Origin of the sequence: Hominiventricola filiformis (assembly GCF_020686965.1) — a bacterium.
GTDB lineage: Bacteria > Bacillota > Clostridia > Lachnospirales > Lachnospiraceae > Hominiventricola > Hominiventricola filiformis.
The window spans coordinates 278,856-302,138 of the sequence record NZ_JAJEPS010000001.1; the positions used below are offsets into that span (position 1 = coordinate 278,856).

The window sequence follows — 23,283 nt, forward strand, 5'->3', positions numbered from 1 at the left end:
CCAGGAACGCTTATCGAAACTGCGAACATCGCATCCGTTCAATATTGTCATGCTGTCGGTCCTCCATATCAAAAATTGATAACTGTGCCGTCTCCTCCCAAAGTCGCTTGCTTGATAACTGATACATAGATTTATCAATTTCATATCCAACATACGCACACTGCGCTCTGTGGCATGCGATCAAACTGCTGGCACTACCTACGTGGGTATCCAGAATCTTAAAGCCTGGCTTTGCATATTTCTGTAGCAGCCATTCATACAAAATTACTGGCTTCTGCGTCGGATGAATCCGCTTCTCATTCTTAGATTTGTTTCCCTGCTGGATCCATCCCTCTGTCATGCTCTTACCCTGAAACATTCCATTCCACATGTACCGGAAAATTCTGACCGAATTGTGCATGCTGCAATAGGCAATTTCACAATCTGAAAAATCACTGGTTCCATTGACTTTATCCCAAACAATTCTCCCTGATCCAAAGTTATAATCAAAATAGTTGCATCCCCAGATGATCTGCTCCTTTGACACACGGAATAACTCTCTGAAATAATCCTCGCCCGGAACCTTCCATACATCCAGTTTTCCATATAACCGGCTGACGCCGATGGGCGATACTGATCGCCCATAATATCCGCGCCGCTCCGGTCCTGAGAAGTACGGAGGATCCACGATTGCAAGATCAAAATACTTATCCGGGAAAAGTTTCATTCCCTCCATGCAATCCAGATTGTAATATCCGAATCCCGGCACAAAATCACTCATCTTGTTTCCTCGTTTCTATGCAACTCCGGATCTCTTCCAGCTTCTTCGGCCCAATGCCTTTTACCTCTGCTGCTGCCTGCATGAACTCTTCCAGACTCAGGCTGGATGCAGCTGCTGTATCACATCCATTGGTATAACCATTTTTGTATCCGCTCTCATAGATACTGCCACAGAAGTCTTCCAGCTGCTGATGGTCATACTTTCTAATTGCTTTGTACTTTTCCCGATTCAGGATATAAGATTTATTCCTCGTCTTAGCCATATACCTTTTCCTCCAGCTTCGGGTTTTCATAAATATTTCCAACGATTTTTACTTTTTCATAAACATGTCCGTTTGGATATTCCATCCAGTACAAAATTTCATTTTTAAGCAAACATTTTTTATGCCAATCAATGTAAAAGCCCATATGGTTATCATAATATCTGCCATACTTCACAAGGCCGTAGAACTGAAGGTCGCCGCCAACGTCGTAGACAATGACATCACCTTCATAGACCTCAACTCCATCCAGCCGGCAACCGGTAAAAGCACCAACAGATTCCGGAATAACATCCGCTACCAGCGTTCTGTATGGGAAATTCCAGTCCTGAATCTGCTCAAACACAATCTTTGTCTGATGGTACTCAGGCTTGTCTTCGTTAGAAAAACACACCGCGCAAGTACAATGCTCATAATATGCACCGTAAACCCATGTCTTTAAATCCGGTGACCAGCCTCTGCATTTAAAACCTTTCATTCTTCGTTTTTCCCTTCCATTTTCTTCAAATAATTAAACACACTGCCTTCACTGATGCCCAATTCCTCAGCAATCTTTTTCATCGACCACCCGGCATTACGTAAGGCAACTAATTTACCCGTATCCACCGTTATTTTCTTTTTCCGTTCGGCACCGGAAGCCACACTGTTGGCGGTTGATTTTTCGGTGCTTCTGGGAGATTTCTTAATGTCTCCATTATTTTTTGCATCGGGGGGGGTATTATTTCCCTCAAGGATTGAATTTTCTAATGCCGGTTCTTTTCTGAAGAACATGAGTCCGGCTAACAGATTCTGCAAAGTATCCGGAACCATATCGCTCCAACTACCATCACCTTCACCAGGAACCATGATCATAATATCCTGACCCTTTGATGCAAGCTGCAATGCCTCTTCCTTGCTAATCTGCTTTATAAACATTTGCTGTCAACCTCCCTTACTGTCTGGTCATGAAACGACGCCGGATGAAATCCACCATTGCCTCTGACATCTTACTGCTGCGTTTCTCACTCTGTTCCTCTGATTCCCGGTATGGCAACCGTAAAAGCAGTCCCTGTTCTTCCAGATCTTCAGGCGCTGCCAGCTTATTGCAGCACTTACCATGTCCGTTTGATCTTATTTCTGGATCTGGAATAGCCTGTCTTTTCTCGCCGTCATCAATCCATTTTGTCAATCTCTCCATCTACTCCACCGCCTTTCACAACTTCAACCGCCTTTCGCATGCCATCTTCATATCCATCGTAGTATAACTGTAGTTCACCAGCTTCTAGGATTTTGTCATTTGCTTTGTCCGCCAGCTTTTCCAGCTCTGCCACAACTTTGTCCAGATCGTATATTTTTTCTGATCTGCATAATTCTTCAATCTGATCTACGATAAAGTAATCACAGGATCCACGATTAGAAGTATTTATGAGTTCCATCACATCATCTACTCTTACATATTTACCGCTCATCACTGCCTCCTGTTCCATTCGGAAATTACCTCACTCAGGTTATGTCCTGCCGGATAAGACACTACCGGCACAGGACAATCAGGATTGTTGCACTTTACCATATACATCATTCCTCCACTTGACCAATATTCGATTTTTGGTGTTTTTCCGCAGAACGGGCACGGTTTAAGATTCTCCATCAGCTTTGCCCTCCCTGTCTTTCACGCATCCTACAATATGATCATAGCAGTCATAGGAAAGGGTCTTTCCTTTCACTTTCATAACTGCAATAATCGTTCCGTCCGCTTTGCATTTCTTGCGTTTCTTATCCAGAAATTCGCAATTTCCATCACAGTACATACTCATTGTCCTTTCCGCAGCTCCGGAAGTTCTCCTTCCCATTCCCAAAGTCCCTGCTTCCCTTTTGCTGGAATCGGTGCATCAAATAACACTGGCTTCTCCATTCTCCAGGCATACCGGCCTACGGTAAAATTCCCGAATGCATAATCTGAATGGCAGAAATCTCTCACAAAATCATGATAGGTTTGATCAATCTTTTTACAGTCAACCAGTTCCGCCATGCCGATGATGGCACCGTACGGCAGTTTCAGAATATTTTCATAGGTTCCAAATCCCATAACTTTGAAATACTTGTAAAAAGGACTTCTGTGAAGTTCTATAAACTCTGAAGTGTAATCCAGCTGCCTCTTTGCTGCGTGGATCAAGATCGGGCCGCGGTACTTCGTTCCCCAAGATCGCGTCTCATCATGCTTTACTCCGGTGGCCAGCAGCTGTGCCCATGGCTGCCAGATGCTCAATGCCTTCATATCTATTTCTCCACTTCCAGAATCTTGGCGGCCTCCAGATCTGCTTCATGCAATGCCAACGTCAGCGGGTACATCTCCATTGCCTTTCCAACCTGCGGATATAACGCTGCCGGCTCTGAATATCCCATGTGCCAGCGGATCGCAAACTTTTCATAATCCTTTAACTTCATGAACTTTTCGATCATCATTACTGATTTTTCTCCGTGTCCATATGGCATCTGATCATCAATCGCATATACCGGGTACTGCTCCCAGCGGTTATTGCTGTCCTTTCTCCACCGGAGTTCCGTGGTGTAAAAGCCGGTTTTACAAATATCATGGAACAGGGAAACAATTGCAAGGCTGTCCTTTCCTGCAGATTCCAAAATTCCTCCCCATATATCACTATCGCGCTTTGCCATCAGACAATGATATACATTCAGACTGTGCTGAAGCAGTCCTCCTTCAGCACTCAGATGGAATCTGGTGCTGGCCGGAGCCATATAGAAATCACTGTTTCTGATATACTCCATCAGTTCATCCTTGCCTTCTCTCTCAACTAAACTCATAATGGTCTCAAATTCATTAACATTTTCCATACGTTTACCCATTCTTGTTCTCCTCTCTCATTAACATTGCCTTCTCGGCTTCTGTATGACTCTGAAAATATGCATCATATATCTTCAGGACCTGTTGTCTGTGCTGCTCTGCGAGCTGCTGAATCTTCTGCAGGTCATATTCTTCAAACGCTGCCTTTCTAAGTTCTTCCTCGATACCTGACTTTTCTATCTCCTCCTGAGCTTGCTGCTTCAATGCCTGGCTTTCCGACTGGAACACTTTCAACCCTTCATAGCAATAGTTGCGTACATAATCCGTCGTCTCTTTTGCCAACTGTATCTTTAGTTTAAAAAAAGAGATCTTGTAAACTCCTTCCAGAAGATCCGGTGATACCAGCGTCTTGTTTTTCTGGTATCTTTCCAGCGTTTTTTCTAATTTTTTCAAGGATTGTTCTGTTTTTTCCATTAGCTCTCCTTCCTGACACCTATTCTTCCTAACACCTATGCATTTTCCTTAGGTGTTAGGAAAAAACGTTGAATTTCCGGGATTTTTTCCCATTCCTGACACCTAACACCTAATTTCTGAAAATATACCTAAACTTTTTACATGTGCAGTGAAAAGTGATGCACACAACGCTCCATATATAACCTATAAAATAGGTGTTAGGATGTAAGGAATATAAAATAGGTGTATAAAACGTTGAAATTCCGGGCTTTTTTACCTAACACCTAACCTAACACCTAACCTAACACCTAATTTTTAGGTGTTAGGAAATCGGCATACTAATACGGTAATTGCGGTTCCGCAGATTCAAAAGGATTTCCCTGATCCAGCTCCATCTGCGTGAAACCGTCTGCATCCTGCGCCGGATGGTCTCTTTCCGCTGCTGCTTCCTCTTCATCCAGCGGATCCACCGGTCTGGAGAATCGTTTCAGATCAAATTCCACAAACCTGCAAGTCCGATTGTCAAACCATTTAGTTATGCTATAAACTTTCCCGCCATTCTTTTTCTCTAAGCTTGCAATGATTCCCTTGTCTGCCAGATACTTAAGCGTCTTCCGCGGACTGTATCCGGCTTTTGTCAGCGCATTATTCAGAATCGTCGGATATATGTATGCCTTTTCCTGATCTGTGCTCATGGTTCCGAGGCAGGTGCCGATCACCTTATCCCCAAAATACTGCCGGTTGGACAGAATCCAGTCTACGATGAACTGAGTGGCATTCTCATTGACATCCGCCACACCTGCTGCCATCTGTTCCTGAATGATAGTCCGTGCCATCTTCAATGCTCGATTCCATGATTCCTGATCAATTTCAAGAGTTGCCTTTTCGCCCGGTATGTTGCTGCGCTCCGCAGCAGGCTTGAAAATCCAGGTATCAATCATCGCATCTGCCAGTGCCACTGCGCTGATTCCGGCAATGTGGCTGCCACTGGTGCCGTCCGCCAGCTGATATACCTGCTCAACCATTCGATCATACTGATCTTTGATGCTCAGCTCATCCGTGCTCAACACCCGCCGGATAAACTCCGGTCCTGCCCAGCCACAGTTCAATGGTGCCTGCTGGTGCATCATGCTCGCTTCCTGCTCAACATCAAACGGCCCGCCGTAGATCTCAAGCACACGCGTGCTCACACCTGTCTGGGATGTCTCCGTAGATAACGGCTCCTCACCGGTTGCCAGCGCTACGGTCCGCCAGGTATTCAGTGCCTGCAGACCACCGCCCTTGCTGCCTCGTGCCCGGCCGGTACCGGATGCAATCATGTACACGATCTTTTCAAGGCTTTCCTGCTTCTGTCCGGCCAGCTGCCGCTCATCAATTCCCATCGGAAGATCATTGTAAAACCCTGCCATCCGCTCCAATGCCACCTGCGTTGCATTAAAATTGACCATCAGTCGCTCCGGATCTCCCCATGCTGACAACGCTGCTTTCAGTGCTGCTGTTTTTCCGCCCTTGGATCCGCCCCAGTTGTATACGAAAAAAATTCGCTGTGACAGAATCCGCAGCAGCGGTGCTGCAAAGCTGGCTGCCAGAATGAACCGGAACTTGTCCCGCTCCCGGTGGGGCCGCATGGTATCTTTCCATCCTTCAAACGTTCCATTGGCATGGTATGCTGCCGCCCATCCCCTGAGGGACGGCTCAATATCCAGCACGATATCGTCCCCATGTCCCGGAAGGAATCTCCCGCCTGTCTGCCATCCAAAGGTGGAAGCAGAGTCTGCCTTTGTGATCACATCGATGTTTTCTGCCTCCAGGGCTTCCAGGAAGCGCACCACCATCTTCGCGTTCTCTGATGTAATCGTGCATCCCAGATCTGCCAGGGCGGTGATGCTACGGCTTGTAAAGATCGTGCTGCGGGGATAGATTGCCTTGTGCCATTCTCCATCCCTCTTAAACGCGATCTCGATCTTCTCTTCTCCGGTCTCCATGCTTTTCAGACGCTGCGTCAGAATGATCGGGGTCCGGCACACCAGCGTCGGGGTCGCCTTGCGTTCTTCGATATGGCTGATTCCTTTTTCTGAATACAGCCAGCCTTCCGGCTGCCGGAGGTTCACCGGAGCTCCCTTGACTGCTTCCGGGATAACGTCATGGACCTTACTCAAATCCATCCGCTTTGCTCCCTGGATGGCCGCCTGTATCTCTTCGGCTGCCTTTTCCTCACCATCTCTCAGGTATAGCTCAGATGGGTCTTTCACACCGAACTGCCTGCAGCTCCATGTGAAGACATCCCCGGAAAACTCCTCTTCGTGAAGAATCCTGCATACCTTTTCCAGAAAAGTCTCTCCGCCCTTGTCCGGCTCCACATGAAGGTAGATCTTCAGACCTTCCAGCTTCGGCACCATCCTGGCTTTGAAATTGCTGGCTCCCGGTACACCAAGAGCCGCAATGTTCAAATACCACAAGGTCTGTGTATCGGACTCTCCCTCGACCAATACGGCATAACCGTTTTTCTGGATCTCCGGTAACCGCCATTCTCCGTACAGGCACAACTTCCCGCTGCTGCCATAGCTCCAGCGAAACTCCTTACCGCCATACCGCTTTCGGAAGACATCCGTTTTACCATCCTCCCTTTTATACGGGAGTTTCAGCCAGCGCACACCATCCCGGTCTTTCCCGGTGGAAGCCAGGCACACCTCTTTCAGAAACTCTTCCGGAAGGTGCTTACTGAAGGAATACTCTGATAAGGTGTAGTCCTTCATCTTCGGTTTCTCTGGCTTCTGCTCCGGTGAATCTTCCAGCTTTCCGTACTTATCAAGAATTTGCTTATATGCTGTTTTGGTATCTGTGTTGTAGAATTTGCTCCAAAAACTGATGAAATTGCCATCAATACATCCGGCAAAGCAATGGCACATGCCGGTTTTCGCATCTGCGGTGAAGGAATCCTGCCGGTCATCATGAAACGGACACCGTCCCATGATCCGGTCACCGGTCATACTGAAATTTTTCAGCATGTTTCTGTATTCAGCTGCATAATCAACAAAATCATCTATGTTGAGCTGTTCTGCATTCATCGAACCACCTTCATTGCCTGTCTCATTTTCTCGTGGGTTACGGAAATAATATGTCCGCGCATATTCAATCGTGCTGCTTCTGCCAGTTCTCTTTTCATGCCGGAGCTTAGCTTTCCGTCTACCAGAACCAGAAGATATTCATTGGATCGCCGTAAATCATTCAGTCCCATTTCAATTCCGCGTTCCCGGTCATCCTCGAAGCTGTCATCCAGAAACTGCGTATAGAAAAGATGGGGTGCTACAGGAATACCTCCGGCCGCTGCGATCTGCCGGCATACATACCTTGCAACATCACAGTTGAATTTCTGTTCTTTTTCCGTGTTTGCCCGGAACCGAGAGATGATATAAATCCGTTCCATAATGTCCTCCATCCACAAGGGGGGACGCCTTTATTTTGCGTCCCCCTCCGTCCTTTAATCAAATGGCAGCTTCTCCGGATTGTCCGGAACCTCCATAAAACCATCATTGGCATTTGCTGGTGCTGCATCCTCAGTGTCATAGTCACTGTTATCGATGTCAATATTGCGATCCTGCTGTTTGATCGTGTCAGCCATAGCTTTTGCCGCTGCTGCTTTTTCCGAATCCAGCTTTCCTACAAAGCTAAACACTGCCCGGCTGTATGCAATGCCGCCGGCACTCTTTTCTTTCTTCAAAGTAATCTTTGTAACCGCCTCATAACAACGCATGCCTTTCAGGAGGATTCTCTTGCCGATGTAATCTCTCATATACTTCAGGGAAGTAGGCGGAAGGGAAAGAATCAACGGAACCGGATTATCCTCTCTTAACATGTAGATTCTATGTACATTCTTGCAAGCTTTTCCTCTACCATCTTCATCTGAACCAAACTGGTTGAATGGGCAGTCGGCACAGCTTTTGATCTCTCCAGTTTCAGCATCGGTACCTGTCTTGCCATCAAAGCTGCTGCAATCCGGCTTTTCATTTCCACCTGCAAACTTCTCTTTCCAGTAACCATTGACTGCATGGTGGAACAGGATCACGCCCACCAGCTCTGTACTACTTTCCGGATTATCCTCATCTTCTCCCGGAATCTCAAAGGCAAGTCCACCACCAGAAGGAATCTTGACCCGGTCATATGGCAATGTTCCAAGACCGTCCATCTCTTCTGCAATGGCTGCTGCCAGATCACTATCTGCCAGAGTCACCAGATTAAAATTGTTTACTACTGCAACTTCGTTTGCCATCACTTATGCCTCCTTCTTAGCTTCAATTTCCGGCCATTCACGGATTCCGGATATTCGTTTACATGCTTCAATGCTTCCTGCACGATATTTATTTTCGTTTGCACCGTCCAGTGTTTCCGTTACAAAATATCCATTCTTCATTCCCATGAACCGGCACACCACATCCTGCCCCTGCATTCTGATCATGATAGGATCACCTTTTATAAGCGCATTCTCAAGATCGTCTTTCACTGTTACGATCTCTTTTCTTTCAATTCGGATTCCCATTACTCCTCATCCTCCTCTGCGCTCTCACGAGCCTCACGTTCGCTGTTTTCATTTTCAGTGCTGACTTCCTCATCCTGCATCTCCGAAGCCTCTGCATCCGTCGCACCGGCTTCCTCGAAGTCGTCTTCTGAATCATCCTCTTCATCGTCAAAAGCGTCCTCCAGCGGAGTCTTTTGGGAATCACTGCCATAATAGAGATCATTCAGAATCCGGGTCATATCTGCTGCCATCTTGATGGAATTCATTGCTACATTTAATGCCGCATCATATAACATGCTGCATTCCTTGATGGCTGCATCACCATCCACCTGCAATTTGGTAAGATAATCATTCATACCACCTTTCAGGTCCTTTTCACATTTCACAATGCGGGTATACGCCGCCGCTGCAATGCCGTAACCCTCATTTTTATTCCGCACAGGTGCAAGACTACCACTCTCTTCTCGCTCCCGTTCCTGGTTGTTGTAAGTAAACTGAATCACCTTCACCAGGTTATCTTTCAGATCCCGCTCACTGTCGAGTCGGATATCCATTTCCATCTGCTCATACTCTGCCATACTTATTCCTCCTGTTTTTTAGATTTCTTTGCTCTTTCTAAAGCTTTGGTATTGGCCTTTCTCTTTGTAATTGTCAGCTTTTCATAGATATTCAGACACTGAGCAAGCTCTTCCGGAAGTTCCTCACCGTTCTCTTCAAGCTCTGCCTGCATAGATGCTACTGTACTCTGTAACGTTCTGGCATTGACCGTCTCAACAATAATGTCTCCAAGCCCCTGATCCCGCAGCGTATCAAAGAAAGAAATACCGGTTTCTTTCTGAAGTTTTGCCAGATCCTCCTCTGATTTTTTGGAATACATAACCTTCTGTGACAGGCTGTAACTGAACCCATCCACAATAGTGTTCGGCTTTTCCTCATCCACCATCATCCGGCAGATTTCCTGCTCCAGCGCTTCTTTTGCTGCATTGTTTTCCTTTGTCTGCATATCAAGCTCCGCTTTACGGTCAAGCAGTCTTTGATACTCTCTGACTTTTCTGTCCAACTGTGATTCCATGATTTTCCTCCTAAAAGAATTGCTTCCAGTCATCAACGACTGTCTTTGCCAGGTCTTCCTTTTTAGCCAGTGCTTTCAGCACCGTTTCATCGATAGTCTTTTCAACTACCAGATGAATGTATGTGCAGCGGTTCCGCTGTCCGATTCTGTGAATCCGGGCAAGACTCTGACTGTATGCTGCATAATTGAAATTGACGGAATAATACACACAGGTATCAGCGGCCGTCAGAGTAATTCCAAGACCTGCGGTATCGATCTGGGCCAGAAATACTTTCACCTTTGGGTTAGTCTGAAACTCCTTTACGATGTCACCGCGGTCATCGATCTTAATATCTCCGTAGATACTGCAGTACCGGATCTTCCGTCTGTCCAGAAGCCTCTGAATTAGATCAATCTCCGGACGAAACCGACAGAATACCACAAGCTTCTTTTCTGCCTCGATAACGTAATCTTCCAGAATATCCTCCAACGCATCCAGCTTTCCTCTGAATACCAGCTCCGGCTTGTCTCCCTCATCTGCCTGAATGAACCCTCCGGTGAATTGCTGCAACCGCAGCAGCTTAGTAAGCACAGTCGGTGCTGTGATCTGGCCGCCGGATTCCAGCTCTGCAAAGCTGTTTCTCCTGATCTGGTCATACAGGTTCCTGTCTTTGGTATTCATCCGGATGTTCCGGGTGATAAAAGTCTGTTCTGGAAGATCCAGCGCCTCTTCCTTTGTGACTCTATACGCGATAGAGTGCTCTTTTTTGATCAGCTCATCCAGATCTTTGTAGCTTACGATCTGCCTGTTACTGAAACCTCCCATGATCGCATACCGGTTCCGGAATGCATAGAAATTCATGCCGAACACCGTCGGATCTAGAAACCGGTACTGACTGAAAATATCAATGGCATTGTTTTGTACAGGTGTTCCGGAAAGAATCAGCTTATACTTTGCAACGTCACCGAGCTTATGCATGGCCTTGCTCTGCTGTGCATCATGGGACTTAATTCTCTGACTCTCATCTGCGATCACCATATCCGGTTTCCAATCCAGCAGCGCTTCAAAGATTTCTTCCCGCCATGTGCTTTCATAGTTGATAACGGCCACCTTCAAAGCCTTAAATGGAAAGGCTTTCAGGGCTTCCAACTCCCGGAGTCGCTGCTTCTTATCTCCAAGTAAAACATTTACCTTGAATTTAAATGTTGCTGCATCCTCAAATTCCTTCGGCCATACGGCACACACCGATGTCGGTGCTACAATCAGAACAGTCTCAATTGCTCCCATCTGATAGGCTGCGCCTGCAACGGCAATAGCTGTTAAGGTTTTTCCACCTTAGCAGCCCATTTCAAACAAGAATCCAAAACCTTTTCCTGGCTGATAATTATTATTCATAGGCATTACATCACTCCCCTTCTCTGCTAAATGTTGTGTATTACTTGCGTTTCATAATAAAATCCATAACATCTTTAGGAATCAATTCATCCGGATTCCTTGCTTTAATGACCTCATGAACCAGATTATCGCTCTCCTGCTTAAGCATTTCTGAAAGATTAAATAACTGAAACGCTGTTTCCAGATCTTTACCGCCACACTGTCTTTTAATAATTGTGACAATATTACGACACCAAGATTCTCCAATAAAAATATCTGGGATTGCTCTGCCACAAAATCCTGTATTTCCATTAAAAGAAATTTTCCTTCCGTTTCTTTTGATCTCTTTGTTCAGGATAAAATACAGTGTTTTACCTTCAAGTGTTTCATCAGTTACGATGTTTCCATCATCATCTATGTTCTGAATTCTAATCTTTACCATTCGATTTCTCCGTTCACTATTTTCATAAAATAATCAATGTCTTCATCTGCAGTGTGTCCTCTTCATGGATCCTTTTCCTGCTCCGGGACTTCTGGCGGATCAATCAATCCGAATGTGATCAGTGCCATATTGGCTCCACGGACCTGATGTTTGAAGAGTGGGAACTTCACCGGATATTTGTACAACGGCACAGGCGCTTCTTTCATCCTTTCCAGATCGACTGCAAGCGCGATCCGGTTAATGTGCTGCCGCTCTGCTTCTATGGATGCAGGCAATCGTACCAGTCCGGCAAGTCGGTTCAACAGTTCTCCGGTACAAGGACCTTCCAACCACTGACGGCTCCGGTTCCATTTCATTTTGTTCCAGCTCTTAATAATGTTGAACTGCATTCCATCACAGTCCGCGATGATCAGAGTCCCGTTATCCAGTTTCATTTTCATTCGTCATCGCCTCTTTCTATGTAGAATGTATGATTGCCATAGGCAAAGAGCTTGTCCAGGTTCCGGCTATGCCAGGTCTCCTCATCCGTGGTACGTTCAAAGTACAATGCGCCGTCTGTTCCATCCCAGCCATCCTTTACCAGATCAAGCGCTGCATAGCAATCTGTATCCGGTTCCACTCTGTCATACCGGCCATTGGTGACCGAGGTAAAAGCTCCATCATCAAAGATCACATCGTAGATCGTATCCGGAAACCGGATGCTCTCTACCCGGTTCAGGACCACACACATAACCAGCGCTTTGCCATTTGTGTCTTCGCCCTCTGCCTCTGCCATGGCTATTTTCATGAGCAGATGACTTTCTTCCTCGCTCCATCCTTCCGGCACATAGTGGTCCATCGGCTCTTCTGACGGAACGAGCTGTGTTTCTGACGGAACAATCCTTACCCTTGCTGCCACCGGCATTCCCGGATCCATCGCAGCTGCCAGAGCAGCCGTCCCTACTGCCGCCAGAAACAGTCTTATGCTATGTCGATACATTGGTGCTTTCTCCTTTCTGTCCAAGATCGATGCCTTCAATCTCTGCAAACCTCCGGGCATTGATGAGGTACACCCAGCTCCGGCCTGTGTTGATACCATATCCCCATGGGAACACACCCTGCTGCAATCCGATGCTGACCGATTTAACGGATATCCCAAGTAGCCTCGCTGCATCCTTTGGCAGCAGCTTCTCAATTGTTCCGGCTTTCTTCACCAGATGGATCACAGATCCTTCTTTCCAGAAATAGTCTTCCGGGAGTCCCATGGCCTGTGCAATCCTTGCCTGTCCGTCTTCTGTCGGTGTCTGCTTTCCGGATAACCACTGGCTGACTGTTGCCTTGCATTTCCCGGTCAGCCCGGCCAGCTGTACCTGATTGATATTCCTTTCCTTCATTGCTGCCCGGAGCTTTTCACTGAATTCGGTCATATGCCACCTCCGTTCTCCTCCCGCCCGCCAAAGCGGAAAGCATATTGTTGTACCGTCTCATAACTTGGAAAGCCAATCCGCCGCCTCTCCCGCAGCTGATCATTTAAGTGTGCCTGCTGCTGCAACGGCTACTCCTGTTGCCATGCCGTCCATATAGGCATTCGCAATTGCCAGGAAGACACTCTTCTTATCACCGGAAGTCTCATTCAAGATGCCGCAAAGCTGCCGTGCTCCCTTCATCTGCTCCTCGGTGAAAGTGGTTTTTTCCATTGTCTTCATTCAGGTTTCCTCCTCTCTATAGTTTCAGGTATTTGCTACCTGATGAGTCAGTCGGGAATCGAACCCGAACCTTTCATACCTGTTTGTGCGCACATTGGTTGAAATGCTCTTGCCAATAAGCTACTGACTCTTAGCACCAAAAGAGGACACAACTCTTCGGTGCTTTCGGAATAGTCTTTTTCCCCTGTGCAAAGGAAAAGAACACTTTAAAATGTTTATAACAGGGTAGCCCTTCCGAATGAGCGATCGGGCGCAACCGATCAAATGACGCTGGCCGGGATCGAACCGGAAGATGTGGAGGATTCTGATTCACCTTTGGATCCAGCGCCGTGTTGTTATGCCCTTTTGTTCCAGTCTTCCATAGCTGTTTTTATGTCATTTACAGAATTACTTGTACGAAATTCTCCATCATCATCAAATTTATTTTGTTATCTGATAGCATGTTTGATCTTCTCCTTAGTATGGTTTTGGAAGCGGCATCCAGGCTATCACCTTATATACCTTTGTTCCCCCAGCTCCATTGGTATATTTATCCCAACCAAGATAACCATACTGGATATCGTGCCAATATGCTTCACCATCAAATTTCAAATAGTTTGCAATACTGAGAAATCTATCCGGTGTTCCATAAGTTTTTTCAAGAGTCACAAGATACCGTTTTTCGTCTTTCGGTAACTCTTTATCAACCGAATGCCATCGTCTCAGTGGGCCTTCATTTACGGTAGCAGAGGCGATAACTGTAATCTGATCTTCTACAACGCCTTTCAATGCTTCTTTTAATAAATCCTTGCCCTTATACGATGTAAGTGTTCTCTCTATCATCGAATCGGCTTTTTCATGAAATGATTTATCAAATCTCTCCCTGATTTCCTTTTTGAAAATCTGCTCGGCCATTTCCTGTATGGTGTTCTTATTGATACCGGCCTCGCTGATCATCTGTCTTATTTCCTGCCTTAATGCAATTTCTTCAACTCTCATATTATTTGACCTCACTTTCTGTTGTCCTTTTCATATCCTCCTTGTGCTACAATGTAGATAGCATTCAAGAAAGGAGGAATTTTACTATGACTTTTGGAAACTGGGATGAAGCTCTACACTTCGACCCGAAACAAGTTACTAAAATTGCTAATGCCCTTAAAATCAAAGATTCAGATATTACGCTTGATCCGAATACTGAAAGTGCTTTGATTTCTGGCTCTGGCGCGGAACCATACAAGGTAACTCTCAATGATTGTACCTGTGGTAGTTTCAAAGATAGGAAACCTTGTAAGCATATGTATCGTCTTGCAATGAAGCTTGGACTCTTTGATGGTCCGCCAGCAAAAAATCCTGCTGCTGAAAAAGCTTTCAAAAAAGAAATTCCAAACGAAGTTGATCGTTACCGGAAGCTCTATTGCGAAGGCGCTATTTCTGCTGAAAAGTTCGCTGCTATTGCAAAAGCATTAGAAAAGTAACTTCCTGCCCCGGTTTTATACCGGGGCTTTTTATTTATTGTTTCTGCGATAATAATAAGTCTCATTTTCCATATTGTCAATATATTTTTATGGATTTTGTGATTTTTTATTGTTTTCGTGATTTTATTTCTTGAAACAGAGATATTCATGTGCTATATTGTCTATGAAAGGAGGTGTAAAAGTTGAAAGATCGAATCAAAAAATTAAGAAAGCAGTATTTGGATATGACTCAGGCAGCTTTTGCTGAGCGAATTGGAATTAAGCAAAACACCGTTGCTCAATATGAAACTGGAAGAAATGAACCTACTGATACTGTTATCACGCTCATCTGCCGAGAATTCAACGTCAACGAGACCTGGCTCCGAACAGGCACAGGTGAGATGTTCAATCCGAGTCCCAGATCTGCGCTGGATGCATTGGCTGCAGAATACCATCTGGATCAGACTGCATATGTAGTTGTGGAAAAGTTTCTGAATTTGAAGCCGGAATATCAGCAGGGAGTCATTGAATATTTCAAAGCCGTTGCTGCTGCGTTGAATGAGAGTCCGGATGCTCTGTCAGAGCTGATTCCCGGAACTCCGGAAGAACTGGAAGCGAACTATCCGCCGGTAGACCCGGATTCTGATACTGATCGCATCATTGGATAGTGCCCAGCACCTTCGGTTGGGTTAGAGAATATAGTAGATTTTTGTCGGTCCAGTAAATGCCAAGTTGTAATAAAGAGTGTCGTTGGAACGATAATATAATGCGTAAACGGTATGTTCTTTGTATCTTATGTATTTAATAGACATGGCAAATCCCACCTTTCTGTTGTACCGAAAGGCTGGGCACGAATCTCTATTATACTTTTTTACTCATTGATTTTTTAGCGGGAAATAGAGGAAAGCATGAAAGAAATTGAGAAAAGAAGAATCCGCCGCACCATTGGCGTGATGCGGCGGATTGGCTTTCCATGTTACGAGACCACGCGGTGATCGGGATAACATAGCTCTATGATACGATGTTATTATACACTGCATGGCTTCATCGCACAAGTAAAATTTTGAAAGGAAGTCAAACACAGTGGGAAGAAGGAATCCGAATGGATATGGGTCTGTTACCAGACTGAAAGGAAATAGATCGAAACCATGGATTGTGAAAGTGACACAGTATGACGCGGATGGCAACGGCAGGCAGGTTCCGGTCGGATACGCTGCCACCGAAGAAGAAGGGAATATCCTTCTGGCCAAGTATAATAATAATCCATGGAACATTGAAAGGAATAAAATCACCCTGGCTGATCTGTATCAGCAGTGGGCGGCTGTGAAAAAACCGAAGCTTGGCAGCTCCCTGCAGTACGCTCTGCAGGCATCCTACAAGCGCTGTTCAAAATACTATGGAATGAAATACAGAAATATCAAAGCATACCATATGCAGGATACCATTGATAACTGTGTGAGCAGCTACTCTGCTCAGAACTCTGTAAAGAATCTGTGGAGCCATCTGGATAAGTTTGCATATGAGATGGACATCATTGAAAAGATGTATTCCCAGATCACCACAGTCACTCTCTCCCCTTCTGAAAAGGAAGCCAGGACTCCGTTCAGTGATGAACAGATCGAAGCTCTCTGGAAGCTTCAGGGGCAAGCCTGGGTAAATATCATGCTCCTGTATATGTATACCGGGTTCCGTCTGACGGAGCTTCTCGGTATGAAGAAAGACCAGGTGAACATGGATGAACTGTATTTTCAGAATGGCGTGAAATCCGCTGCAGGAAGAGGCAGAATTGTTCCCATCCATTCCCGGATCCGGCCTATCGTCAAAGAGCTGATGGAACAACCCGGGGAATATCTGATCTCAGAAAACGGGAAGCGTGTTCCTCAGTCTCGTTTCTACAAGCTATGGAAAGATACTCTGCCGCTGATTGGCATTGATCCAGAAGATGAAACCAAGACTCCCCATGCCGCCCGACACACGGTGGAAACGAGGCTTGATAATGAGAAAGCCAATAAAAAATGTATTGATCTGATCATGGGACATAAGTCGAACGATGTCGGGAACAGGGTTTATAACCATAAGACAATCGAACAGCTCAGAGAGACAATCGAGCTGCTGAAATAATAAAATTTTGGCTGAACTAGTAACAAATTAGTAACACGAAAATCCATATTTCCCGTAATTTCAAGGAAATATGGATTTTCTGCTTTTAATTAATCTTAATATTTCAAATGCCAGGGACAAAAAAGGCAGGAGCCAAAGCTCCTGCCTCATCTACATTTCTGTTACTGTTTCTTTACCAGTTTTGTTTTCATGACATACCACAGCGGACCGGTGATGCATACGGAAGAATAAGCTCCGCAGGCAATACCTACCATCAGCGGCAGTGCGAACTCTTTCACGGAAGCAACTCCCATGACATAGAGAACAGCGACCATGATAAAGGTGGTCAGGGAAGTGAAAATACTTCTGGTCAGTGTCTGGGTAATACTGTTATTTACCACATCCTCCAGCGTATCTTTCCGTTTCATCTCTGCCAGGTTCTCACGGATACGGTCAAAAATAACGATGGTTGCATTGATAGAATAACCAACAATAGTCAGCATGCAGGCAATGAAGGTATTTCCAACAGAGATTCTGGCTGCTCCGTAAAATACAAGTACTACCAGAACATCATGCAGCAGTGCAGCAACTGCACTGGTTGCGAATCTTACATCCTTAAACCGAATCCAGATATAAATCAGCATAAAGATTGTTGCGATGATCACGGAAATAATCGCATCATGTTTTACTTCCTGACTGATGGCCCCGCTGATATTCTCTGCGGTGATTGCTGTATCGCTCAGATCAAATGCCTCCGTCAGCTTCTCGTCCAGTTCTGTACGTTTGTCAAGATCCAGCTCTTTGGTCTTGATAACCACCTGAGTGGTTCCTGCCACCTTCTGGGTCTGAATATCATTGTCTCCGGTAACTTCTGCCACAACCGGAACTACATTCTGTTCAATCTCCTGGATGGTCATGTCATCGTTAAACTCTACCGTTGTGGAAGTACCACCCTTGAACTCCAGGCTGTATGCCAGCGCGCCTTTGCCGGAGCCTGCATTGATCCCCATATAAGCCAGTCCGGCTACAATGACCAGAACAGATACAGAGAACCAGATCTTTTTCTTGCCAACAAAATTGATCGGCTGTCTCTCTTTGAAGGTGCCGTACCATTTTACATCTTTCATACCAAGGGCATACAGTGCATTCATCACCAGCTTGGATACTACCAGTGCGGTAAACATGGAAACAACAATACCAAGTGCCAGAGTCTGTGCAAATCCCTTCACACTTCCGGAACCTTTGATTGCCAGTACCGCTGCTGCAATCAGGGTGGTAATGTTACCATCCACAATTGCGGAAAGGGCTTTCTGGTAACCGATCTTCATAGCGGATTTGACAGTCTTGCCTGCTGCAATCTCCTCACGAATACGTGTAAAGATAATAACATTGGCATCCACCGCCATACCGATGGAAAGGATGATACCTGCAATACCCGGCAGGGTCAGGGTCATCTGGAATCCATTCAACAGTACCAGAACGATACCTACATAAGAAGTCAGTGCTATGCCGGATGCAAGTCCCATAATTCTGTAAATGGCAATCATGAACAGAACAACCAGTGCAAATCCGATCACACCTGCAATTAAACTGGTATGAATTGCTTCTGCTCCCAGCTTTGCTCCTACCACATTAGAACGCAGCTCCTGCAGTTCCAGGGAAAGGGAACCGATACGGATGGTGGAAGCCAGCTGATCGGCTTCTTCGTAAGTAAAATCTCCGGTGATCTGGCATCTGCCATCTGTAATTGCAGACTGTACGGTCGGAGCACTGATAACATCGCCGTCATAGACAATGGCGATCTGCTTTCCGAGATTTGCCTGGGTTGCCTCGGCAAATTTCTTTGCACCGTCATCCGTCAGGGTAAGTTCTACAATGTACTTTCTTGCCTGTGTCATCTCGTCAGAAGTGGAACCAGCCTGTGCATCTGCTACATCGGTTCCTTCCAGAACTACCGTTCCATCAGAAGTCGTGAACTGCAGAGAACCTGGTTTTCCAAGCTCTGCCAGAATGGCATTTGCATCACTGACACCCGGAATCTCAATATTGATACGGTCGGAACCTTCCTGGTAAACCTCAGCCTCAGTACTGTAGCCTTCTACACGCTTCTGAAGTTTATACACCGTATCTGCCATATCTTCTACAGACGGTGCTTCGTCACCAACGGCCTGATAGGTAATGCTGACACCACCTGCCAGATCGAGTCCCAGTTTGATGTCTTTTGCTGAACCTGCTCCGTCAGCGCCCCAGCCTACTGCCGAGGTGAACAACAGAATTGCCGTAATGGCAATGGTCACCAGCAAAGTGACAACTGCTCTACTTTTCTTCATTTCTTGCCTCATCTTTCTCCGCCTCTGCGGCCTTGATCATGATTGCGCACTCCACACGCTTGCGCTCCAGTTCACAGCTGATATCGTAAGCGTCATTAATGGAGCCGTGGAATTTATAGGAGTTTGCCGCACATCCGCCGCTGCAGTAGAATTTTGCGAAGCAGTTCCGGCACTTTTCCTTAGAGTACACATTACATTCTTTGAACTCATCACGGATGTCTGTACGTTTCAGTCCCTCGTCCACATTTCCCATGAGGTATTTTTCCTCGCCTACGAACTGATGGCAGGGATACAGATCTCCCCATGGAGTGACTGCCAGATACTCTGTGCCTGAACCACATCCTGACAGACGTTTTGCCACACAGGGGCCGCCGGTCAGATCCAGCATAAAATGGAAGAAATTAAATTCTTTATCCGTATGATAACGCTTTACCATCTCTGCTGCCAGTTTATCATATTCAGCAAAGATTTCCGGAAGATCTTCCTCCCGCAGTGCGTACTCTTCTTCGTCACTTCCGACTACCGGTTCCACGGAGATCTGTTTGAATCCCAGATCTGCCAGATGCAGGACGTCGTTGGAGAAATCCTTGTTATTCCGGGTAAAGGTTCCACGGACATAATATTTCTCCTGATTCCGGCTTTCTGCCAGCTTATCAAATTTCGGAAGTATCAGATCATAGCTGCCGCGGCCATTGCGGAACGGTCTCATGTAGTCATGCACTTCTTTTCTTCCGTCAATACTGAGCACTACGTTGCTCATCTCTTTGTTCACAAACTCCTGTACCTCATCATTCAGAAGCACACCGTTGGTTGTCAGTGTAAAACGGAAATTCTTGTTGTGGATCTTCTCCTGCTCACGTCCGTAAGCAACCAGATCCTTTACTACCTGCCAGTTCATAAGGGGCTCGCCGCCGAAGAAATCCACTTCCAAGTTTCGTCTGTTACCGGAGTTCGCAATGAGGAAATCCAGTGCTTTCTTTCCTACCTCATAGCTCATGAGGGCACGGCGTCCATGGTACTCACCCTCCTCTGCAAAGCAGTAGCGACAGGCCAGGTTGCAGTCATGGGCAATGTGCAGACACAGCGCCTTCACGACCGGCTTCTTGGCAGCTACAATATCGTGAATATAATTTTCATAAATATCCTCTGTATACAGCTTTCCTTCCTTGATCAGCTCGTCAAGATCCTCAGCTGCCTCCCGGATATCCTGCTCCGGGTACTTGTCCTTCAGGAGATTCACGGTCTCCTCCAGTCCCTTTTCCTTATAATAAGGGATCATATCATAAATCAGATCATCCACCACATGGACGGATCCGCTGTTCACATCCAGCAGGATGTTATAACCATTATTTTTATACTGGTGAACCATTGTTTTTCAGTTCCTCTTTCTAATTCAAATTCCATACGTAAAATAAGCAGCGACGGGAGCCGCTGCTTACTCGTAAACTCTAAATTTCCTTATTTGTGATTCTCACAGGTCTGATTTCCTACAGTGCAGGAAGTCTTACATGCAGACTGGCAGGAAGTCTGGCACTCGCCGCATCCGCCTTTTTTCATGGTATTCTGTAAGGTCTGAGTATTTAAAGTTTTAACGTGTTTCATTGTCTCGTCCTCCTTAATTTACAGTTCTACATAACTGGTATGAGTATACCACACAGGATAAGAATGCGTCAAGCAGTGTTTCGCAACTGCTGCGCAGTCAAAAATGACAGCCCCACTGTAGCTACGCGCACATACCGCCTGCCATGCCGGACACGGTACAGATCACGAAAGTTGTCATTACTCCTGTCACGGCATCTCCAAACTCCTGATTGACCGCCACCGATACCAGCAGCATCACTGCAAAATACAAAAATCCAAGCAGGCCTCCCCACAAAAATTTTCTGGTTTTCATCATCTTTCCTGCAAGGAACCCACCCAGAAAACAGGAAACAATATAGATCAGGATGACGGCGATCTGTACCTTGCTCTCATCCAGACCTGCACGATACACTAAGGCAGCTGTCAGCAGCAGAAAAAGCGCTGTCACCACATAAGATACAAGCAGCGCCCTCATCATTTTCAGAGACTGGCTGATATATGTAACCGGATATTTCATAGACTTCCTCCTGTGAACTCCTGATTTTCTACGCTATTTATATGTCCGTCCTGTCCGGATTATGCTTTTTTTCTTGCAATCATCAGGAAAATAGCGTATATTAGACTCTAATCATACATATTTATCAATTAGAAAAAAGGAGTGAACTACGTTGGACGCATCTGACGCCATACAGGTACTGATTTTGATTTTCCTCATTGCCTGTTCGGCATTCTTTTCTTCTTCGGAAACCGCAATGACAACCGTGAGTAAAATCCGGGTGCGGAATCTGGCCGAAGGAGGGGATCGCCGCGCCATTCTTCTTTCCCGGTTAATTGAGGAGCCCGGAAAGATGTTAAGCGCAATTCTTATCGGAAACAACATTGTCAATATTTCCGCTTCCTCATTAGCTACTATTCTCGCCACTCATTGGCTGGGAAGTGCCGGAGCCGGTATATCTACCGGTGCCCTGACCCTGATCGTTCTGGTATTTGGAGAGGTAACTCCCAAAACCTGTGCCACCATTGATCCGGAAAAACAGTCTTTAAGAAGCGCACAGATCATTTATATCTGGACGCAGATTGCTACACCGCTGATCTTTATTGTCAATCATCTGACCATGGGACTGATGTTTCTCATGCGGGTGGATCCACAGGCAAAAAATGATTCCTACACTGAGGAAGATATTCGTTCCATTGTCGATGTGAGCCATGAAGATGGCGTCATCGAACAAGAAGAAAAAGAAATGATCAACAATGTGTTCGATTTCGGCGATGCCACAGCAAAGGATATTATGGTGCCGAAAGTCGACATGAGTTTCCTGGATGTCAATGCATCCTATGGGCAGACCATGGATGTCTACCGGGAATGCCGGTACACCCGTTATCCTGTCTATGAAGAAAGCACCGACAATGTCATCGGCATGCTGAATGTGAAGGATCTGCTGGTCTACGAAGACAAGGAACATTTCAATATCCGTAATATATTGCGAGGAGTTCTGTTTACTCATGAACACAAGAAAACCTCTGATCTTCTGTTTGAAATGAGAAAGAGTTCCACCAACATGGCCATCGTTCTGGACGAGTACGGTGTGACATCCGGTATGGTTACCATGGAAGATCTTCTGGAAGAAATCGTCGGTGACATCCGTGATGAGTACGACGAGGACGAGGAAGAACAGATTCGTAAAATCTCTGATCTGGAATATATCGTAGAAGGTACACTGAGTCTTGATGACCTGAATGATTATCTGGATCTGGAAGAGAAAGGTCTGCTTCTGGAATCTGAAGATTTCGATTCTGTTGGCGGAATCGTCATTGAACTTCTTGACCGTCTCCCGGAGGTCGGAGACGAAGTGACTACCGAGAACGGCATCCGCCTGGTGGTGGAATCCGTAGAGAAAAACCGGATCGGCCAGGTACATATTTACCTGCCATCTCCTGAAAAACCGGAGGAGCTGCCGGAAAATTAGCAAAAATGGGCAGTCGGAATCATTCCGGCTGCCTTTTTTATATTCTATATGTGTTGAAGGAGGATTTCCCCATGGGAAAAATATTCAAGTTTCATACGGATGTGGATACCGATCAGATTATCGCATCCCAGTATCTGCTTTTTCCTACCATTGACGAGATGAAAGCACATACCTTTGAATCTCTGGATCCCACGTTTGCAGAACGTGTGAAGCCAGGTGATTATGTAGTTGCAGCAGAGAACTTTGGCTGTGGTTCTTCCAGAGAGCAGGCACCCAGCGTCTTAAAAGCACTCGGTGTCAAAGCAGTTGTTGCAAAATCTTTTGCCCGCATCTTCTATCGCAATGCCATTAACATCGGTCTTCCGGTTATCGTCTGCAAGGATCTCTATGATCATGTATCTGACGGTGATGAGATGGAACTTTCTCTGACCGACGGAACTGCTTCCGTAAACGGACAGACCTTTACCTGCACCAAGCTTCCGCCTTACATGCAAAATATTCTGGATCAGGGCGGCCTGATCGCATCATTAAATAAGGAGGAAGCATAAG

At 45.9% G+C, this 23,283-nt stretch carries 33 protein-coding genes, 1 tRNA gene and 1 pseudogene; 5 read left to right on the top strand and 30 right to left on the bottom strand.

The features are described 5' to 3' along the window. Positions 1 to 10: 10 nt before the first annotated feature. From LKD36_RS01380 to LKD36_RS01505, 26 genes and pseudogenes are all read right to left on the bottom strand, one after another. Positions 11 to 760, bottom strand: coding sequence for a DNA methyltransferase (locus tag LKD36_RS01380; protein ID WP_308458381.1), 750 nt, complete (start codon positions 758 to 760; stop codon positions 11 to 13). Next, positions 753 to 1,022, bottom strand: a complete 270-nt coding sequence (locus LKD36_RS01385) for a hypothetical protein (protein ID WP_308458382.1) — start codon at positions 1,020 to 1,022, stop codon at positions 753 to 755. Before LKD36_RS01385 ends, LKD36_RS01380 begins: the two co-directional genes overlap by 8 nt. Continuing rightward, on the bottom strand, positions 1,015 to 1,497 hold the full coding sequence (locus LKD36_RS01390; RefSeq protein WP_308458383.1) for a YopX family protein: 483 nt from the start codon (positions 1,495 to 1,497) through the stop codon (positions 1,015 to 1,017). The genes LKD36_RS01385 and LKD36_RS01390 overlap by 8 nt, the downstream gene beginning before the upstream one ends. Further along, positions 1,494 to 1,934: a hypothetical protein gene (locus LKD36_RS01395; RefSeq protein WP_308458384.1), complete on the bottom strand. Its 441-nt coding sequence runs from the start codon at positions 1,932 to 1,934 to the stop codon at positions 1,494 to 1,496. Before LKD36_RS01395 ends, LKD36_RS01390 begins: the two co-directional genes overlap by 4 nt. Positions 1,935 to 1,950: 16 nt before the next feature. Next, a complete protein-coding gene (locus tag LKD36_RS01400; protein WP_308458385.1) occupies positions 1,951 to 2,196 on the bottom strand; it encodes a hypothetical protein in 246 nt (81 codons plus the stop codon). Continuing rightward, a complete protein-coding gene (locus tag LKD36_RS01405) occupies positions 2,171 to 2,467 on the bottom strand; it encodes a hypothetical protein (protein ID WP_308458386.1) in 297 nt (98 codons plus the stop codon). The genes LKD36_RS01400 and LKD36_RS01405 overlap by 26 nt, the downstream gene beginning before the upstream one ends. Continuing rightward, positions 2,467 to 2,646: a Lar family restriction alleviation protein gene (locus LKD36_RS01410; protein ID WP_308458387.1), complete on the bottom strand. Its 180-nt coding sequence runs from the start codon at positions 2,644 to 2,646 to the stop codon at positions 2,467 to 2,469. Before LKD36_RS01410 ends, LKD36_RS01405 begins: the two co-directional genes overlap by 1 nt. After that, entirely contained in the window at positions 2,633 to 2,812 is a 180-nt protein-coding gene (locus LKD36_RS01415; protein ID WP_308458388.1) for a hypothetical protein, read from the bottom strand. The genes LKD36_RS01410 and LKD36_RS01415 overlap by 14 nt, the downstream gene beginning before the upstream one ends. After that, positions 2,809 to 3,273: an ASCH domain-containing protein gene (locus tag LKD36_RS01420; protein ID WP_308458389.1), complete on the bottom strand. Its 465-nt coding sequence runs from the start codon at positions 3,271 to 3,273 to the stop codon at positions 2,809 to 2,811. The genes LKD36_RS01415 and LKD36_RS01420 overlap by 4 nt, the downstream gene beginning before the upstream one ends. Before the next feature lie 2 nt (positions 3,274 to 3,275). Then, entirely contained in the window at positions 3,276 to 3,863 is a 588-nt protein-coding gene (locus LKD36_RS01425) for a hydrolase (protein ID WP_308458390.1), read from the bottom strand. Further along, positions 3,856 to 4,275 (bottom strand): hypothetical protein, encoded by a 420-nt coding sequence (locus LKD36_RS01430; protein ID WP_308458391.1) that lies wholly within the window; start codon positions 4,273 to 4,275, stop codon positions 3,856 to 3,858. The genes LKD36_RS01425 and LKD36_RS01430 overlap by 8 nt, the downstream gene beginning before the upstream one ends. Positions 4,276 to 4,592: 317 nt before the next feature. Continuing rightward, entirely contained in the window at positions 4,593 to 7,322 is a 2,730-nt protein-coding gene (locus LKD36_RS01435) for a DUF927 domain-containing protein (protein ID WP_308458392.1), read from the bottom strand. Beyond that, positions 7,319 to 7,681, bottom strand: coding sequence for a DUF7768 domain-containing protein (locus LKD36_RS01440; RefSeq protein WP_308458393.1), 363 nt, complete (start codon positions 7,679 to 7,681; stop codon positions 7,319 to 7,321). Before LKD36_RS01440 ends, LKD36_RS01435 begins: the two co-directional genes overlap by 4 nt. 54 nt (positions 7,682 to 7,735) lie before the next feature. Further along, entirely contained in the window at positions 7,736 to 8,524 is a 789-nt protein-coding gene (locus tag LKD36_RS01445) for a hypothetical protein (RefSeq protein ID WP_308458394.1), read from the bottom strand. 3 nt (positions 8,525 to 8,527) lie between these two features. Further along, positions 8,528 to 8,791 (bottom strand): hypothetical protein, encoded by a 264-nt coding sequence (locus tag LKD36_RS01450; protein ID WP_308458395.1) that lies wholly within the window; start codon positions 8,789 to 8,791, stop codon positions 8,528 to 8,530. Beyond that, positions 8,791 to 9,348, bottom strand: a complete 558-nt coding sequence (locus LKD36_RS01455) for a hypothetical protein (protein ID WP_308458396.1) — start codon at positions 9,346 to 9,348, stop codon at positions 8,791 to 8,793. The genes LKD36_RS01450 and LKD36_RS01455 overlap by 1 nt, the downstream gene beginning before the upstream one ends. A gap of 2 nt (positions 9,349 to 9,350) precedes the next feature. Continuing rightward, complete coding sequence (locus tag LKD36_RS01460; protein ID WP_308458397.1) at positions 9,351 to 9,842, bottom strand: gp33 family protein; 492 nt, start codon at positions 9,840 to 9,842, stop codon at positions 9,351 to 9,353. Between the two features lie 10 nt (positions 9,843 to 9,852). Further along, complete coding sequence (locus tag LKD36_RS01465; protein WP_308458576.1) at positions 9,853 to 10,413, bottom strand: C-terminal helicase domain-containing protein; 561 nt, start codon at positions 10,411 to 10,413, stop codon at positions 9,853 to 9,855. Then, a pseudogene (locus LKD36_RS01470) lies at positions 10,396 to 11,142 on the bottom strand (SNF2-related protein); the annotation flags it as partial. The gene LKD36_RS01465 and the pseudogene LKD36_RS01470, both read right to left, overlap by 18 nt. 115 nt (positions 11,143 to 11,257) lie before the next feature. Then, positions 11,258 to 11,638 carry a hypothetical protein gene (locus LKD36_RS01475; protein ID WP_308458398.1) on the bottom strand — a complete coding sequence of 127 codons (381 nt, stop codon included), beginning with the start codon at positions 11,636 to 11,638 and terminating at the stop codon, positions 11,258 to 11,260. Between the two features lie 62 nt (positions 11,639 to 11,700). Then, entirely contained in the window at positions 11,701 to 12,078 is a 378-nt protein-coding gene (locus LKD36_RS01480; protein WP_308458399.1) for a hypothetical protein, read from the bottom strand. Beyond that, a complete protein-coding gene (locus tag LKD36_RS01485; RefSeq protein WP_308458400.1) occupies positions 12,075 to 12,617 on the bottom strand; it encodes a cell wall hydrolase in 543 nt (180 codons plus the stop codon). Before LKD36_RS01485 ends, LKD36_RS01480 begins: the two co-directional genes overlap by 4 nt. Continuing rightward, a complete protein-coding gene (locus LKD36_RS01490; RefSeq protein WP_308458402.1) occupies positions 12,604 to 13,044 on the bottom strand; it encodes a helix-turn-helix domain-containing protein in 441 nt (146 codons plus the stop codon). The genes LKD36_RS01485 and LKD36_RS01490 overlap by 14 nt, the downstream gene beginning before the upstream one ends. 99 nt (positions 13,045 to 13,143) lie before the next feature. Then, positions 13,144 to 13,323 (bottom strand): hypothetical protein, encoded by a 180-nt coding sequence (locus LKD36_RS01495; RefSeq protein WP_308458403.1) that lies wholly within the window; start codon positions 13,321 to 13,323, stop codon positions 13,144 to 13,146. Between the two features lie 43 nt (positions 13,324 to 13,366). Beyond that, a tRNA-Trp gene (locus LKD36_RS01500) sits at positions 13,367 to 13,453 on the bottom strand. A 326-nt stretch (positions 13,454 to 13,779) separates the two neighbouring features. Continuing rightward, entirely contained in the window at positions 13,780 to 14,301 is a 522-nt protein-coding gene (locus LKD36_RS01505; protein ID WP_308458404.1) for a hypothetical protein, read from the bottom strand. Between the two features lie 86 nt (positions 14,302 to 14,387). Here LKD36_RS01505 and LKD36_RS01510 point away from each other — a divergent pair, with 86 nt between their 5' ends. From LKD36_RS01510 to LKD36_RS01520, 3 genes are all read left to right on the top strand, one after another. Continuing rightward, positions 14,388 to 14,777 (top strand): SWIM zinc finger family protein, encoded by a 390-nt coding sequence (locus LKD36_RS01510; protein WP_118438441.1) that lies wholly within the window; start codon positions 14,388 to 14,390, stop codon positions 14,775 to 14,777. Positions 14,778 to 14,959: 182 nt separating this feature from the next. Beyond that, a complete protein-coding gene (locus tag LKD36_RS01515; protein ID WP_308458405.1) occupies positions 14,960 to 15,424 on the top strand; it encodes a helix-turn-helix domain-containing protein in 465 nt (154 codons plus the stop codon). Positions 15,425 to 15,839: 415 nt separating this feature from the next. Then, the gene (locus LKD36_RS01520; RefSeq protein WP_308458406.1) at positions 15,840 to 16,877 is read left to right on the top strand and encodes a tyrosine-type recombinase/integrase; all 1,038 of its coding nucleotides are present in this window, start codon (positions 15,840 to 15,842) and stop codon (positions 16,875 to 16,877) included. A gap of 161 nt (positions 16,878 to 17,038) precedes the next feature. Here the strand turns inward: LKD36_RS01520 and secD are convergent, their stop codons facing one another. The 4 genes from secD to LKD36_RS01540 all read right to left on the bottom strand — a co-directional run bounded on the left by secD (position 17,039) and on the right by LKD36_RS01540 (position 21,284). Then, positions 17,039 to 19,186 (bottom strand): protein translocase subunit SecD, encoded by a 2,148-nt coding sequence (secD, locus tag LKD36_RS01525; protein ID WP_118768939.1) that lies wholly within the window; start codon positions 19,184 to 19,186, stop codon positions 17,039 to 17,041. Next, entirely contained in the window at positions 19,173 to 20,555 is a 1,383-nt protein-coding gene (gene scfB / locus LKD36_RS01530) for a thioether cross-link-forming SCIFF peptide maturase (RefSeq protein WP_308458407.1), read from the bottom strand. The genes secD and scfB overlap by 14 nt, the downstream gene beginning before the upstream one ends. A gap of 89 nt (positions 20,556 to 20,644) precedes the next feature. Next, positions 20,645 to 20,788 (bottom strand): six-cysteine ranthipeptide SCIFF, encoded by a 144-nt coding sequence (gene scfA, locus LKD36_RS01535; RefSeq protein WP_118768937.1) that lies wholly within the window; start codon positions 20,786 to 20,788, stop codon positions 20,645 to 20,647. A gap of 121 nt (positions 20,789 to 20,909) precedes the next feature. Beyond that, complete coding sequence (locus tag LKD36_RS01540; RefSeq protein ID WP_118768936.1) at positions 20,910 to 21,284, bottom strand: TIGR04086 family membrane protein; 375 nt, start codon at positions 21,282 to 21,284, stop codon at positions 20,910 to 20,912. 151 nt (positions 21,285 to 21,435) lie between these two features. Between LKD36_RS01540 and LKD36_RS01545 the strand changes: the two genes are divergently transcribed. Beyond that, positions 21,436 to 22,734: an HlyC/CorC family transporter gene (locus tag LKD36_RS01545; RefSeq protein ID WP_118768935.1), complete on the top strand. Its 1,299-nt coding sequence runs from the start codon at positions 21,436 to 21,438 to the stop codon at positions 22,732 to 22,734. 71 nt (positions 22,735 to 22,805) lie between these two features. Next, the gene (locus tag LKD36_RS01550; RefSeq protein WP_118768934.1) at positions 22,806 to 23,282 is read left to right on the top strand and encodes a LeuD/DmdB family oxidoreductase small subunit; all 477 of its coding nucleotides are present in this window, start codon (positions 22,806 to 22,808) and stop codon (positions 23,280 to 23,282) included. The last annotated feature ends 1 nt before the right edge of the window (position 23,283 follow it).

Coding starts and splice junctions, on each gene's coding strand:
- LKD36_RS01485 (WP_308458400.1), bottom strand. CDS start 12,617: ATGTATCGACATAGCATAAGACTGTTTCTGGCGGCAGTAGGGACGGCT.
- scfA (WP_118768937.1), bottom strand. CDS start 20,788: ATGAAACACGTTAAAACTTTAAATACTCAGACCTTACAGAATACCATG.
- LKD36_RS01475 (WP_308458398.1), bottom strand. CDS start 11,638: ATGGTAAAGATTAGAATTCAGAACATAGATGATGATGGAAACATCGTA.
- LKD36_RS01455 (WP_308458396.1), bottom strand. CDS start 9,348: ATGGCAGAGTATGAGCAGATGGAAATGGATATCCGACTCGACAGTGAG.
- LKD36_RS01435 (WP_308458392.1), bottom strand. CDS start 7,322: ATGAATGCAGAACAGCTCAACATAGATGATTTTGTTGATTATGCAGCT.
- LKD36_RS01405 (WP_308458386.1), bottom strand. CDS start 2,467: ATGAGCGGTAAATATGTAAGAGTAGATGATGTGATGGAACTCATAAAT.
- LKD36_RS01460 (WP_308458397.1), bottom strand. CDS start 9,842: ATGGAATCACAGTTGGACAGAAAAGTCAGAGAGTATCAAAGACTGCTT.
- LKD36_RS01385 (WP_308458382.1), bottom strand. CDS start 1,022: ATGGCTAAGACGAGGAATAAATCTTATATCCTGAATCGGGAAAAGTAC.
- scfB (WP_308458407.1), bottom strand. CDS start 20,555: ATGGTTCACCAGTATAAAAATAATGGTTATAACATCCTGCTGGATGTG.
- LKD36_RS01480 (WP_308458399.1), bottom strand. CDS start 12,078: ATGAAAATGAAACTGGATAACGGGACTCTGATCATCGCGGACTGTGAT.
- LKD36_RS01510 (WP_118438441.1), top strand. CDS start 14,388: ATGACTTTTGGAAACTGGGATGAAGCTCTACACTTCGACCCGAAACAA.
- LKD36_RS01445 (WP_308458394.1), bottom strand. CDS start 8,524: ATGGCAAACGAAGTTGCAGTAGTAAACAATTTTAATCTGGTGACTCTG.
- LKD36_RS01380 (WP_308458381.1), bottom strand. CDS start 760: ATGAGTGATTTTGTGCCGGGATTCGGATATTACAATCTGGATTGCATG.
- LKD36_RS01395 (WP_308458384.1), bottom strand. CDS start 1,934: ATGTTTATAAAGCAGATTAGCAAGGAAGAGGCATTGCAGCTTGCATCA.
- LKD36_RS01540 (WP_118768936.1), bottom strand. CDS start 21,284: ATGAAATATCCGGTTACATATATCAGCCAGTCTCTGAAAATGATGAGG.
- LKD36_RS01505 (WP_308458404.1), bottom strand. CDS start 14,301: ATGAGAGTTGAAGAAATTGCATTAAGGCAGGAAATAAGACAGATGATC.
- LKD36_RS01440 (WP_308458393.1), bottom strand. CDS start 7,681: ATGGAACGGATTTATATCATCTCTCGGTTCCGGGCAAACACGGAAAAA.
- LKD36_RS01390 (WP_308458383.1), bottom strand. CDS start 1,497: ATGAAAGGTTTTAAATGCAGAGGCTGGTCACCGGATTTAAAGACATGG.
- LKD36_RS01425 (WP_308458390.1), bottom strand. CDS start 3,863: ATGGGTAAACGTATGGAAAATGTTAATGAATTTGAGACCATTATGAGT.
- LKD36_RS01550 (WP_118768934.1), top strand. CDS start 22,806: ATGGGAAAAATATTCAAGTTTCATACGGATGTGGATACCGATCAGATT.
- LKD36_RS01420 (WP_308458389.1), bottom strand. CDS start 3,273: ATGAAGGCATTGAGCATCTGGCAGCCATGGGCACAGCTGCTGGCCACC.
- LKD36_RS01410 (WP_308458387.1), bottom strand. CDS start 2,646: ATGGAGAATCTTAAACCGTGCCCGTTCTGCGGAAAAACACCAAAAATC.
- LKD36_RS01400 (WP_308458385.1), bottom strand. CDS start 2,196: ATGGAGAGATTGACAAAATGGATTGATGACGGCGAGAAAAGACAGGCT.
- secD (WP_118768939.1), bottom strand. CDS start 19,186: ATGAAGAAAAGTAGAGCAGTTGTCACTTTGCTGGTGACCATTGCCATT.
- LKD36_RS01490 (WP_308458402.1), bottom strand. CDS start 13,044: ATGACCGAATTCAGTGAAAAGCTCCGGGCAGCAATGAAGGAAAGGAAT.
- LKD36_RS01415 (WP_308458388.1), bottom strand. CDS start 2,812: ATGAGTATGTACTGTGATGGAAATTGCGAATTTCTGGATAAGAAACGC.
- LKD36_RS01430 (WP_308458391.1), bottom strand. CDS start 4,275: ATGGAAAAAACAGAACAATCCTTGAAAAAATTAGAAAAAACGCTGGAA.
- LKD36_RS01450 (WP_308458395.1), bottom strand. CDS start 8,791: ATGGGAATCCGAATTGAAAGAAAAGAGATCGTAACAGTGAAAGACGAT.
- LKD36_RS01495 (WP_308458403.1), bottom strand. CDS start 13,323: ATGAAGACAATGGAAAAAACCACTTTCACCGAGGAGCAGATGAAGGGA.